Below are 14084 nucleotides of genomic sequence, written 5' to 3' on the forward strand. Positions count from 1 at the left end.
GGGCGGAGGCGGCAGGGTCGTAGGTTGGGTTCTCGACAGTGACATCGTGAGTCGGCTGCGGGAGAACGGTGCAGGCGGTGGTTAGGAGTGTTGCCCAAACCATGAGGTGAAATCTGGCGTGCATATGTGTTTTGCTCAGGTCTCACCGCTACACAGTGAGGAGACCAAGATGATGAAAATATCGTTAGCGCCGGTGGGCTTTACGCATCGTCTTTATATGTCTTCTTGGCCTTTCGCCAAGAGGATTCCCCAAATGGTTGCACCCCAAGCATATGTGCCCAAGAGCTGTATCCGCCTAGGGCGCACAGCACTACAGCACTCATGAAAAGAATGATTCGGATGGCACTTGGTGCTACTTCCCAAGCAAGCGCCACATAGCCGATACCGATACCGAGAAGAAACAACAGAACCCTGACGGTTCCAGAAAAATTTCCGTCACGAATTAGCTTCATTGCCTTGCTCCCTTCCTGCTATCACCAAACATCGAATTCCACTGATTATTTATCCAGCTCTTGATGTCCGAAGAGGTTTGCGATGATTTAATCGCCTCCCCAGCCTCATTAATGGCCGGCGAGAATACTGGGAATCGGTCACTTACAACCTTAACGCCAAGGCCCAAAGCATTCTCATAGCTATACTGCCCAATGTCGGGTCGTGCGATTTGCTCGATACCACCAGCTACAACGTTGACGGCACCGAAGCCCAACGATATGGCTCCTGCAGGGAGACCGATTATAGGATTCGCAGAATTTGCATAGGCTACTGCACCTGCAGTTGCGCTTACGCGACCGGCCTGCGTACCAAAGTTGTTCGCAACGTCGGCAATACCTGTACGGCGCGCGCTCAACTCAGCATCCGTCATTTGCGGTGGCAACCCCGCTAGGCAATCCGCTTGCAGCCCGCCGCAGCGAGCCGTGACCGTTGGCGTGACTGCCGCCGTAGCACCAGGAACGCTTCCATAGTCTTGCCGCGCTGAGTAAGGCACATCTCCCGTCGTCTGCTTCTGAACGGTCGCAATCAACGAGATGATGTCTGGGTCAGCTTGGGGAAGCTTCTGAACGATGTACGTGGTACCCGGCACAGGCTCCCACTTGGCACCATCATCTTTAATCTTTGTCGTTGCGGTATTTATTAGGTCTCCTTTGCCCGACTCTACTACTTGACCGTTCATGTCGACCAAATCAGACAGCCGCATCTGGTCCTCAACTTGGGCAAGGGTGTACCTGCCACCGCTGGCAGCCACCACCTTCTTGGCGAGGTCCTTATCTTGCTGATGCAATTGGCGGTTGTAGCGGTCCACGTTGTAGCCAGAAAACGCACCTGCGTTACCGCCTACCACACCACCCACCGTAGTCGCCAAAGCATTGGACACAATGTTGCCCAGTGCCTCGTCCACGTTCTTGTTGCCAGTCGGGCTGGAGCCAGCAATGGCGCTCGACAACTCATTGAGCTTGCCCGCCGCGAGTGAGCTCAGCCCAGCGCCCGCACCAGCAGCGAGTGCGTTGCCCCCGCCCAACCCAGCCACAGCAGCAGCGCCTGCAGCCTGCATGCCTGCACGAGTTAGGCCGCCCTCCTTCCAACCGTTGATGTCCGCTTGCGCTGCGTTGATTGCCGCCTGATTCGCATCAGATGGGTCGTTCTTATAGGCATCCTGAGCCTGAACCAGACGACCCTCGGCTTCCTTCTTCTTGCCGTCCGCATAGTCGCCAATGCGCTGTGCCACTGCCTGGCCCGCCGCCTGCGCGGCCGACATCATGTCGGCCTGGTTGTTCAGGAGGTTCTGCAGGTCCGGTGTCTTGCTGACCGTGCCATTTGCATTGGTTGTATCGCGGCTCAGGCTGGCGACGTCCTGCTTCTGGGTCGCCTTGTCGGTAATGGTGAGTGTGCCTTGCGAGATAGCACTGCGTGTCGTGGCGCTCTCGCTGCCGCTGTCGTTCTGACTCAGCATCGGCGCACCACCGCCGACGTTGCTGGTTTTTCTATCTTCCGCCCGCTTGTAGTTCTCGCCACCGTTGCCCAGTGACCCGCTCAAACTGAAGCCACTGCTGCTCGCGTTGTAGTCCGAGTGGTTCTGGAGGTCCGAGAAAGTCAGCGTGCCCGTGGTCAGTTGGTTCTTGTCAGGCGTTGCCGTGCTAGCAATGACCGCACCCTTAAGGTCCGTGTTGCCCTTGACGTTGATGTCGAAGCCGCCCGAGCCGGCCTGGATGCCCGACTGCTCGTTCACGCCCGCATAGCTGCCATTGGCGCTGCCGCTGCTGTGGCTGAAGCTGGCGCTCCCGCCGCCCTGGCTGATGCTGAAGCCGCCGCTCGTGCTCTCTTGGTGTGACGTGCTGTGGCTGGTGTCCTGCGTGCTGGCGATGTTGAGATTGCCCCCAATGTCGGCCAGCACCTTGTTGGCGTTGACGTTGGCGCCAACGATGTTGGTGTCGCCACCACTCACGATGGTGACGGTGTCGCTCGCGTTGATGTGGGTGTTGTTCTGCGTCTGTGCATCCGAGTTCGCATCACCGTGTGCCTTCGACATCGAGGCTGACACCCCAAAGCCGCCCGTACCGTACGACACACCAAAGCTCGCGCTCTTGGATTCGTTGGTACTGCGCGTGCTGTCGGTGTCAGTGCTACCCGTCAGGTTGACCTGATTGTTGGCCTGCAGCAGCACATTCTTTGCGTTGACGTCGGAGCCGACGATGTTGACGTTACCGCTGCCCGGCGTGCCGTCACCGGTCGCCACAAAGGCTGCCGTGCCGCCCGCCTTGATGGTGCTGCCGTTGTGCTGGGTGCTGTCTTCGGTCTGGGTGGTCTTGCTCGACTGCGAGCCCCAGCTCAACTCAATCTTGGCTTCGGGCTTGGCCGCCATGGCGCCAGCGGCTGCGCCGACATCAGCAACCGCACTTGCTGCTGCAATTCCATGTAGTGCCGCTGCTCGCTTGTCCTGGCTGTTGCCCGCCGCCTCAGCTTGCTGCTGGACGTTCTGGATGGCGTCGAGAATCGGCGACTTCACTGCCAGCGTAAAGCCCGAGCTCTTGGTTTCATGCGTCTCGTCGTGGTGACGGTCTGTGGTCGCCGCGTCGATGGTCACGTTCTGACCAATGCCAGTCACGTTCTGGCCAGCAACCACGTCCGAACCCGTGATGTGCAGATTACGGCCGGCCTGCATATTCACGCTGCCGTCTGTGCTGCCGATGAGGCTGCCTTGCGACCCGCGCACGGTGTCGTTGGTGGTATCGGTCGTCTGGTTCGTCCCATACGAAATGCCAGCGCCAGCGCTGCCCAGACCGCTCTTCTTCACGTCCTTGAAGTGAGATTCGCTGGTGGCGGTGTCTGCCGTGGTAATGGTCAGGTCACGGCCTGCGGCCAGATTCACGTCGCCCGTACCTGCAACAGTCGCGGCCTTCGCAGTAATGTCACGGCCTGCAGCCACAGTCACCGTATCGCCGGAGAGCGTTGTGCCAACGGCGTTTGTCTGCCCCGCTGAATCAATGGTGTGTGTCGTTTTGGACGACAGGAACCCAGTTTCCTTCTGATAGTGCTCGTCGCGGACGTCCTGGTGGCTCTGGCCCGCATTGAGGTTCACATCACGCCCTGCTGCCACCTGGATACCGCCGGTAGCGTTGGCGTACGTGGCCGTAGCGTTCACATCCTGGCCCGCACCAATGGCGAGATTGCCGCCGGTCTGGATTTGCGCACCCGCATCGGCATACGACGAACGGTCCGAACGGTTCTTATCCCCCCAGACGACGTGTTCTTCGTTCGACTGTCGCACCGCAGTCAGGTTGACATCGCGGTTCGCGGTAATGGTGGCATTGCCCGCCGTATTGATGGCGACGGCCGCCAAGTTGGCGTCGCGACCGGCCTGGATGGACAGTGCACCTGCATCAATGCTCGCCACCTGGTTGATGTTCGTACCCGTGGTCGTGATGTTCTTCGTTTGGACCGTCGTGCTGGTCAGGTTCACGTCACGGCCAGCCGCCAGCAACACTTGGTCGCCCTGAATATGGCCACCGAGGTTGTTGATGTCCTGCGTGGCTTGCGCGAGCAGCGTGCTGCCCGCCAGCGTGCCGGTGTTGACGATGTTGTCCGCTGTCACCACAGTTACGTTGCGGCTGGCGATGGTGCCGCTATTGGTGGCGTCACCCTTGGCGTTAAAGCTGACGTTGTTACCCGCCATCAACGTACCGCCACCGGTGATGTCGGTGTCCTTGGCACGCAGGTAGACCTGGGGCACCAGCACATCCTGCTTGCTTCCATCTGCAAGCGTCACGGTCTGCTTGACCATCCAGACGATGTCGCTCGTGAGCTGCGCCATCTGGGCTTCGGTCAGTGCCGTGCCAACGTTCAGGCCAAACGCCTTGCCTGCGGCAGCACCATTGGCCAGCAGTGCCTTGTACTCGTCTTCATTGCTGGTGTAGTCGCCAATGAAGCGCTGCCCCGTGGCGCGGATGATTTGCTGCTGAATCAGTTGCTGCTCGTAGAAGCCGTCACCAATGCGCTTGAGCGTGGCACCCGGGTCATTGCGGAACTGCGACAGCATGGTGTCGCTCGACGTCCACTGGCGGAAGTTGGTGAAACGCGGGTCGGTTTCCACCAGCACGCTGCTGCCCGGGTCGCTGATGATGCGGTAGAGGGCATTGTTCGGCAGCGTCAGGTTCGGCATCACGGTACGGATGACCACGTTGCCGGGCAGCGTCACGGAAGTCGGCGCGGCACTGACGGAGCCGCCAGCGGGTGTGGCAACGGACGATGTCTGGATATGCAGGATGCCGCTGTTTGGCACCGTCACCGATGCGGCACCAGGCTGGACCGGGTCGGTTGCGATGGTCATGTGGTCGGCAACGGCGGTGCCATTGCCGTTGCCGACGCCCGCCTTGGTCGTCACTGCAACGGATTTGACGGTGGACTGGCTGTTCGGACCCGTGCCGTTGGTGGGGCTCACATCCAGTTGGTAGTTGGTCTGGATGGTCTGCCCTTGCCACGGCGAACTGTTGTACTGGCGGTGGTCGGACGAGAAGGAGCCGCCCCCGCCGACAGAGGTATATAGCGCGGTTCCGGTTGTCGTGACGGTTTGCGTGCCTTGCATCCCCACGTTGACCGGCCGAGTGCCAATCACGTTGCTGCCGGTCAGGTCGCCGCCCGCCACCATCTGGCTGGCTACGTTGTTCACCACGCCGGCATTCAACGTCATGTTGCCGCCGGACGTAATCATCCCCGGGTCGCTTTGCGTGACCACCGTGCGGGTAGTCTGCTGCGTGCCGTCGTAGATGGTGAAGGTATCGACCTGGCGGTTGCGAAGGTCGGTATTGAACGCCGTGATGGCGTTGTTCAGCACTTGGTATTGCGCAACGGCGGCGTCATGCCGCTGCTGCCACGCGGCCTGGTCCGCTTGATACTGCGGATACTGACTGGGCTGGTACGTGCTTGGGTCTGGTTGCGTCCCAATGGCTTGCGGCGGCGTGATACCGAACACGCCCCAGATGGCATCCGTCGTTTGATAAAGGAACTGTTCCGGATAGCTCGACACCGTGCAGGAATCCGCACTGCAGGGCATTTCTGGCACGTAGGCCATACCGACACCGCCACCGCCCGTGCCGTTGCTGTAGGTGAACGGCGGGCCGAAGCGGGTGAACGGATATTGTGTGGACGGCAACACCATGACACCTAAACGCGAGTCGCCTAGCCACTGCCAATCCGTGCCAGGCACGCTGTTGCCGTTGCCTGTCTGCATGAACATGACCGTGGTCGGGTCGATGTCCTGCGTCGAACCATTCAGCCGATACGAGATGACGTGCGTGCCCGGCGACGTCTGGTCGGTCGTACTGAAGTGATTGTTCTGGTTGTTGATTTGGCTGGCGGCAATGGTCAGATTGCCATCCGCGTTGATGGTCGCCGAGCCATTGGTCACGTTCTGAGCCGAGCCGGTCGCGTGGTTGGCGGCATCGAGCGCACCGCCAATACGCATGTTGCCTATCGCGTAGATAAGCGCATGCTCCTGGTTGTTGAGCGTCTGCACGCCCAGGTCCATGTCACCCCGGCTGGCGATGACGCCCGCCACGCCACTGCCGTTGACGGTGTTCGTCAGCGTGTTGGCAGCAATCGAAACCGAATCCCCATACAGGCGGCCTGTGTTGACAACATTGTTCGCACGCACGACGGTCGCGCCACCGTCGATAAGGCCATCGTTGGACAGCGTGCCCTGCGCGGTCAGCGTGTTGGATACCGTGCCAGTCAGCTGGCCGCTCTGCGTGTTGGTGATGTTGTTGGCCGACACCGCCAGGTTGCGACCAGCGGACATCGTGCCCGAGTTGGTGACGTTACCCGTGGTCGTCACGGAAACGTCTTGTCCGGCAGCGAGCGTGCCGCTGTTGTTGTAGTCCGACTGCAGGTTCAGAGAGACGCTGCCTTGCGACTGCACGGTACCGTCACCGCTCATCCGGCCGGCCGTCACGCCCACGCTCTTGGTGCCGTTCAGGTTGCCCTGAGTGTTCGTCAGCGCTGCGGCAGCCTTGGCACCCACTGTCCCCGCCGACTGAATCGAGCCCTGCGTGTTGTTGATGGACGGTGCCGTGAGCTGTGTGTTGAGGTCCGAGCGGATGACACCGGCTGTGTTGTCGAGCGACGTTGTGGCGGTGAGCGCAACATTTGCGCCCTCCAGGCCGGTCGTGGCCGTATTGGTGTTCTTGTTGAGCAGGTTGGCACCGGACACGGTCAGCGTGCCGCCGGCATGCATCAGGCCGGCGGAGTTGTCGACGGTCGTGCCATTCACCGTCACATCGCTGTTGGAGGCGACCTGACCTCCGGCATTGGTGAGCGTGCCGGTATTGACCGTCAGCGCACCGTTGGAAACCAGCTTGCCTTGGTCGTTGGTCAAGGTCTGGCTTTGCACGTCCAGCGTGGTGTTCGACGAAATCGTGCCCTGCTGGTTCGTCAACGTATTGGCGTTGACCGAGACGGCATTGCCAATCACCGCGCCCTTGGCATTGGCCAGCGATTGGCTATGGGTCGTCAGCGTCGTGCCGGCTTGCATCACGCCGCCGTTGGCGTTCGTGATGTCGCCCGCCGTTGTATCGAGCGCAGCCGTGGAGGCGATGGCGCCACCGGTGTTTTCCAGCGCTCCGGTGCCTGTGTTGACGGTCACATTGCGCCCCGACACCGTGCCGGCCTGATTGCCCAGGCTTGCCGCCTGAAGCTGAATATCTTGCGTGGCAAGGAGCTTGCCGCCGGCATTGGCGACGTTGCCAGTGCTGGTGAGGGTCAGCCCACCCTGACCGGAACCGAGGATGCCACCGGCGGTGTTATCAAGACTCGCCACCGTGGCGTGCACATCGCCAGTCGCGGCCAGCGTACCGCCTTGGTTGGTTACCGCGCCGGCGGTCAATTGCAACGCGTTCGCGGCGGAAACCTTGCCTGCCGTGTTATCGAGTGCGCCCGTACCCGTGTTAAGGGTGACGCTCTGACCAGACACCGTACCGGCCTGGTTGCCCATGCTGGCTGCCGCGAGCGTAGCATCTTGGGCTGCGAGCAGCTTGCCGCCCGCGTTACCGATGTTGCCCGTGCTGGTCACGCTCAGGGTGCCAGCGCTGGAACCCAGTACGCCGGAGGTGTTATCAAGGCTCGCCACATTTGCGGTGACATTGCCTGCACCAGCCAGCGTACCCAACTGATTCACCAAGCTGCCGGCTGTCACATTGGTCACACCAGACGCAGACACCGTACCGCTGGTGTTATCGACCGTTCCCGTACCGATATTGACCGTGAGATTGCGTGCGGAGACGGTGCCGCCTTGGTTACCCAGCGCCGTCGCGTTGAGGGTCGCATCCTGGCCGGCAATGAGCTTGCCGTTCGCGCTGGCGATGTTGCCTGCGCTGTTGATGACGAGGTTGTTGCCGCTGGAGCCGAGTGCGCCACCGGTATTGGCCACACTCGCCACCGTAGCCGTCATGTCCCCGGCAGAAGCGAGCGTACCGCCCCGGTTGATGAGGCTGCCCGCCGTCAGGTCTGCCGCGCCGGAGGCGGAGACTTGACCATTGGTGTTGTCGACGGTGCCAGAACCTGTGTTCACCGACAGGTTGCGTGCCGAGATGGCGCCACCTTGGTTGCTCAGGCTGGCGGCGTTGAATGTCGCGTCCTGTGCGGCAATCAGTTTGCCGTTCGTGCTCGTAATGGCGCCGCTGCTGTCGACCTTCAGATTGCCCGTGCTGGAGCCAAGCACGCCCGAGGTGTTGTCCAGGCTCGCGACGGTGGCGTGCACGTTGCCATTGGCGGCAAGTGTGCCGCCCTGGTTGACCAGGTTGCCAGCCTGAACGTTGGCCACGCCCGATGCCGATACCGTGCCGTTGGTGTTGTCGACGGTTCCGGTTCCGGCGTTGAGTGACAGATTGCGGCCAGAGACGATGCCCGTCTGGTTGCCAATGGCAGCTGTATTCAGGGTGACATCCTGCGCAGCGACGAGCTTGCCACCGCTCGCGTTCGCAATCGAACCCGTGCTGTTGATGGTCAGGTTGCCAGTATTGGAGCCCAGCGCACCGCCGGTGTTGTCCGCGCTGGCGACCGTCGCGTTCAAGTCCGCCGCAGACGCAAGTGTGCCGCCCCGGTTGACGAGGCTCCCAGCCTGGACGTTGACCGTACCGGAGGCCGCCATCGAGCCGCCCGTATTGTCTACGGCACCCGTACCCGTGTTGAGCGTCAGATTGCGTGCTGAAACCGCGCCGCCCTGATTGCCAAGGCTCGCACCCGCGAGCGTCACATCCTGCGCAGCCACCAACTTGCCGCCCGCGTTCGTGATGGCGCCACTGCTGTTAACGCTCAAGGCGCCGCTGCTGGAGCCGAGTACGCCCGAGGTGTTGTCCAGGCTGGCCACGTGAGCAGAAACGTTTCCGGCTGCGGCAAGCGTGCCGCCTTGGTTGACGAGGCGACCGGCCGCGACGTTTGCCGTGCCCGTGGCGGAAACCGTACCGCCGGTGTTGTCGACTGCGCCGGTCCCTGTGTTCAACGAGAGGTTCTGGGCCGACACCATGCCGCCCTGGTTGCCTAAGCTGCCGCCAATGATGGAGACATCTTGCGCAGCGACCAGCTTGCCCTTGGCGTTGGTGATGTCACCGATGCTGTTGACGGTGAGGCTGCCGCTATTGGAGCCGAGTGCACCGGAGGTGTTGTCGAGCGAACCAGTGGTGATGCTCGTGTTGCCGGCGGAAGCCAGCAGGCCATTCTGGTTGACGACGCGCTGAGCACTAACCTGCAGCGTGCCATTCGACGAGAGGCTGCCCGCTGTGTTGTCCAGCATGCCGGCGGCTTGGACCGTCACGCTGCCCCCGGAGATGGTCGCACTACGCGTGGCCACATCGCCCGTGGCGGACAGCGAGACCGTACCTTGTGTCGCGACATTGCCGTTGCTCGCGTCAATGCTGGCGCCGGTCACGCCAATGCTCTGACCCGCCAGCAGATTGCCGCTGTTGCGCACCGCACCCGTTGCGTTCAGTGCCACTGCGCCAGGCTGAGTGACATTACCGTTCGTATCGACGCCCGCACCAATCGTGCCGCTGTTGGCGATTTGCGGCCCGGTGATGGTTGCATTGCCGCCGGCAACCAAGGTGCCGGTGTTGGTCGTACTACCCGACACGGTCACGTTGCCAGGGCTGGTGATGACGCCCTGGTTGCTGACATTCGGTGCAGAAATGCTGGCATCCGCTGCACTCTGCACGCGCCCTGTCGGCGTGATGGTGACATCGCCGTTGGCGGCAAGACTCAGGCTGCCGGTGAGCGCAGCCAGGTTGCCGCTAATGTTGACGCCCAGCCCTTGCTCTGTGCCAATCAGCCGTGTGGCACCACCGCCATACATGCTGCCCAATTGGCCGACGTCGATAGCGACTTGCGGCGCCGGGCCGACGCCTGCAATCGCTGTGGGCGTGACGCTGCCATAGTCAACGTTGTTGGCACCTGCCACCGCATTGAGACGCTCAGCCCACACTTGACCGTTGATGGCCATCGCACGGGACAACAGGTCGAGCTGCGCGCCGCGTGCATCGAGCCCTGCGCCATTGACCGTGATTTGCCCTTGCTGGACCGAGATGCTGGAGATGTTACCCAGCGCATCGAAGTTCGGCGTGCCGGTGGTCAGCGTCACCCGAGGCGCCTGAATGAACGAACAACCGGCACACGTAATGCCCGCAGGGTTGGCGACGATAAGGCTGGCTTGGTTGCCCGCGATTTCCGTGGGGCCAGCCAACGTCGAAGGATTGCCGCTGGTGACCTGGTTCAGGATGACGCGCGCAGCGGTATTGCCCAGGAACGGGTTGCCCTGCACCCAACCGGCAATCTGTGTCTGCGAGTTCTGCCCGCTGTTGTTGAGCACAACGCCGGCCTGGCCAACGTTGTAATTCGTGAATGAGTTGGAGCTGACGCCACCGGCAGAGGGGGCGTTGATATTGACCACCGGTGTGCCATTCGCCGCGACACCCACCACGGGGTGCGGGCCGGGAACATTGCGGTCGGGCGTCAGTGATTGCGCGTTCAGACCCGGCGCAGCCAGTGCTGCCACGGTGGTCAACGCCAGCGCGGATGCCCGGCGACTGGCTCGGCTTCCCGAACTGCGCCCCTTGCCTGTGCTCCTCGCCGATTCCTCAACTGCAACCAACATGCCGCGTGCGGCATTGAAGACGGTTCGGTAGCACTTCGCGTTCATGACAATCCGGCGTTGTAATTTTTACGAAGGCCGGATTTTAGGCGGCAACTTCCTCACAATGTGTTGTAACGGCCCACATTTTCAATATTTGAGAATCGCTATTTTTTAATCAGAATTAAGAATATCTTATTTCATAACAAATCCCTACCGAAGGGGTAATCCCGTCGAACTAATTGGTGCTCCAAATTGGTGCGATTCAGTTGATGGGTGAGCTGGTCGTGGACTTGTTAAGAAAAGAAAACTGTCATTGACCCGCACCTTCCCGCGCAAGAGTTGTGGCGCTGACCTACGCTTGGTGCGCAAGCAACCATGCCCCCTCTTTCGTAGGGGGTGAGGCGCATATCGGTGCCGTTCGGCTACGCTATGCTCGTTGAATACCAGAGCAAAGGGATTTGGCGTGATTTCCGTAAAAAAGCGGATATAGATAATTCACGACCAAAATCTAAAAAGGGGCGGGACAATGGGCTGGAGTTTTAGAAGAAGCGTCAAGATAGCGCCCGGAATTCGTGTGAATTTCAGCAAAAGCGGAATAAGCACATCAATTGGCGTAAAGGGGCTTACCTACAACACGCGTGGACGCGTCACGGCTAGCATTCCTGGCACGGGAATTCGCTTTACACAGCAACTCCATTCTCAAAGGACCTCTCGCCCCATTAGTTCCGTCGTTGCCGGTAGCAGCCGTATCGACTCCGCAAACACGGAGCGCTTGTCGAAACGGGAGCAGGCCACCCTGGACTTCGTTTTGATGGTCCAGAACCGGACGTCCTCCGCATTGGTTCGGTATTTCATCTCCCACGGTGTGCATGTGGTGGCAGACGACCTCGGCGAAGCCGTCACCCTGGAGGAGCACCAACCCTTTCTCGAGACCCTATCGCGAGAGTTTGAGGTCACCACAAAGGCCATCAGACTGGCGCTCGACATCGGCTCGATTTCGCTCGCGGAGAAAGAGAAAGCCATGCCCGCCGTGTACGAAATAGAGCGCAAGTGCGCTGAGCATCAGGGCGCGCTTGGCGACCTAGGAACTGCATCAACCACGCTCCTGAGTACCGTTCGCACTTGGCCGAAACCGCCGGCATTGATGGCGCCGCTTGTGGTGGGGCTGGTTGGGTGTTTCATCCTCGCGCACAGCGTGCCCGCTGGGTTGCTTCTTGTGGCTGCGGCGCTCGTGTATGGCGGCTACAACGCCGTGACGTTCACACGAAGGAAAGAGGTCATCGCGGCGGCGATTGACAATGCCAATCAATGGTTTGATTCCTTGCTCAAGGTTGAAGTCACACCGCGGCCCGCCCTCAAGGTCAGAAACGACTTTGTGCCCCTAAAAGTCATTGGAGCTGCAGCAGCGATTCTGGTCGCCAGTGCCTACGCTCTACTCGTGCCCTCACACCAATCGACCAACCAGAGTGGAGCATCCGTCCAGTCAGTGGCATCCTCGGACGCGCCGACGGCGGCAACCGCACCTACTCTCAGCACTGGTCGGTCAGATGGGGCATTCAGTTGGCTCGTAGGCAAGTATCCGTCAGACGTCGTCAATGACCGCCGTTTCCGGGCGGCCTTTAAGAGCATCTCACGCGCAGATTGGGCAAAAATCTCAGAGCGTCTGACGGTGACCGATGCCGCCGGCATCCAATCAAAGGATGGGTATCTGGTTGGGTCTGGCTGCATGGCCCACGCGTGCAGTTCGGAAAAAGCGGCATTTGCAATCAGCGAGGCGACGGGCAAGGGGGATTTCGTCATCATCGAGACGCCTGGCTCATCAAGCAGCGCAGTCGTCAGAACGTACCAATGGCCGGGTCTTCCGATTGACAAGACCCCGCTGGCCAATTGGGCGCGACAGAGCGGAGCGAATATCGACACCCAGGTCACGGCACCACCTGCATCTTTCCAACAGACGAGCTTCGACTGCACAAAGGCTCGCTCGGATGCGGAGCACATCATCTGCAGCGACCCGGAACTGGCCGCGGCTGATGTGCAGCTCGCGGGCATCTACACCAAAGCCAAGGCTGCTGCCACAGACCCCATCGCGTTCAAAGAGCGGACGCGGGCCCAATGGAACTACCGGGAACGGCAATGTCACGACCGAGAGTGCGTGGCCCGTTGGTACGCGGACCAAAGGGTGGTTCTTTCCGAAATTGCAAATACGGGGGATACCGCCGCGCAGTAATCTGTTGGGACCGCGGGGCCCGCACCTAGATTGCAATGCCTTTTGGTGTGAGCCTGAAGTCAGGCCGCAACAGGCTGCCCCGGGGTCGTAACCAATATCTCCGCCGATGTGCATCCCCGCGGCATGTCCGCCTCAAGAGCCTCGATGACTAAAAGTGACCTACTTGAGTTCCTAGCCGCAATGCGGCGGCAAGCGAGCGCACCTGGTACTGCCCCTCTGGGAAGCCATCAACTTGAAGCTCACTGGTCCGTGGCGTACGCATGCGAACGGCCTCCTGAGGCGTGGGAAATGTATCGAATTCCCGCGCTGTACAGCATGCCTTCTACCGACTTCTACGCGAAGCACGCAACTGAGATTCAAGAGGCGCTACAACCTCACGCTCGTTGGGAGCTTCTCCGGCGACATGCCCTTCCCAAACTGGAGCTGGAAGCCGGGATGTCGAAGGAAGACTGTAGACGTCACGGCTACCCCGGCAAAACCCAATACTTCGACGCCGAACGTGGCATTTGGAGCCCCATTGAGGTTCCCGCCATACGATGGTTTGACGGACGGGAACGCATTCGAGAGGGGTTGCTTGAAGCGAAGGAAGAGCTGGAGGCGAAGGTCGCTAAGACCCTCCAACGCTACAAGGACGCGGCTACCAAAGACCCTAGCGAGAAGCGCTTGCAGACGCTGGCAGGCTACGAGAAGTTCATCCGGGAGCTACTGCCCGACCGGCTTCGAAAATTCGGCCAAGAAAAGGCTCAAGCTCGTGCTTGGTTGCGGCGACTAGATGCCACGCCCGATTTCAGCAAGACGTTGTTCTCTCTTGTTCGGCAAGCTGAGAATGATGTACGGCAGTCCGTGGGGGTACCTGCCATCGGCGAGGCCTGGGTCTCCGAAACGGAGTTACTGTATCGAGTTCGACAGCTGCTTCCGAACATGGAAGTCATCGCTCACGGGCAACCGAGGTGGCTGGGGCGCCAGCACCTCGATATCTGGATTCCCGGCCTCAATGTCGCCGTCGAGTACCACGGTGTCCAACACTACCGAGCGGTTGACTATTTCGGCGGAGAAGCGGCATTCAAGAACGGACAAGAGCGAGACAACCGTAAGCGGGAGCTGTGCCAAAAGAACGGCGTTCGCCTTGTCGAAATTGCCTATGACCGAGACGTGGATGACACTACGCTGAAATCGTTCCTGGTCGGGGGCTAGCCGCAGTCGGTTTCCGGCCACGACCAGACATTCATCAACCTTTGCCGGATGCTG

At 60.6% G+C, this 14084-nt stretch carries 4 protein-coding genes; 2 read left to right on the top strand and 2 right to left on the bottom strand.

Features of this window, described 5'->3' with window-relative positions:
- Window positions 1–200 precede the first annotated feature (200 nt).
- Together NG898_RS11750 and NG898_RS11755 are read right to left on the bottom strand one after the other, a co-directional pair.
- Window positions 201–452: a hypothetical protein gene (locus tag NG898_RS11750; protein WP_252692446.1), complete on the bottom strand. Its 252-nt coding sequence runs from the start codon at window positions 450–452 to the stop codon at window positions 201–203.
- Entirely contained in the window at window positions 449–10675 is a 10227-nt protein-coding gene (locus tag NG898_RS11755; RefSeq protein ID WP_252692447.1) for a hemagglutinin repeat-containing protein, read from the bottom strand. Before NG898_RS11755 ends, NG898_RS11750 begins: the two co-directional genes overlap by 4 nt.
- Before the next feature lie 460 nt (window positions 10676–11135).
- On the opposite strand from NG898_RS11755, the gene NG898_RS11760 reads away from it, so the two are divergent.
- Both NG898_RS11760 and NG898_RS11765 read left to right on the top strand, forming a co-directional pair.
- A complete protein-coding gene (locus tag NG898_RS11760) occupies window positions 11136–12836 on the top strand; it encodes a DUF4236 domain-containing protein (RefSeq protein WP_252692448.1) in 1701 nt (566 codons plus the stop codon).
- A gap of 288 nt (window positions 12837–13124) precedes the next feature.
- Complete coding sequence (locus NG898_RS11765; RefSeq protein WP_252692449.1) at window positions 13125–14030, top strand: PDDEXK family nuclease; 906 nt, start codon at window positions 13125–13127, stop codon at window positions 14028–14030.
- The last annotated feature ends 54 nt before the right edge of the window (window positions 14031–14084 follow it).

Origin of the sequence: Ralstonia mojiangensis (genome assembly GCF_023955645.1) — a bacterium.
Classification (GTDB): domain Bacteria; phylum Pseudomonadota; class Gammaproteobacteria; order Burkholderiales; family Burkholderiaceae; genus Ralstonia; species Ralstonia mojiangensis.

Bases quoted from the DNA above. Each gene is read 5' to 3' on its own strand.
- NG898_RS11760 (WP_252692448.1), top strand. From the start codon at position 11,136: ATGGGCTGGAGTTTTAGAAGAAGCGTCAAGATAGCGCCCGGAATTCGT.
- NG898_RS11755 (WP_252692447.1), bottom strand. From the start codon at position 10,675: ATGAACGCGAAGTGCTACCGAACCGTCTTCAATGCCGCACGCGGCATG.
- NG898_RS11750 (WP_252692446.1), bottom strand. From the start codon at position 452: ATGAAGCTAATTCGTGACGGAAATTTTTCTGGAACCGTCAGGGTTCTG.
- NG898_RS11765 (WP_252692449.1), top strand. From the start codon at position 13,125: ATGTATCGAATTCCCGCGCTGTACAGCATGCCTTCTACCGACTTCTAC.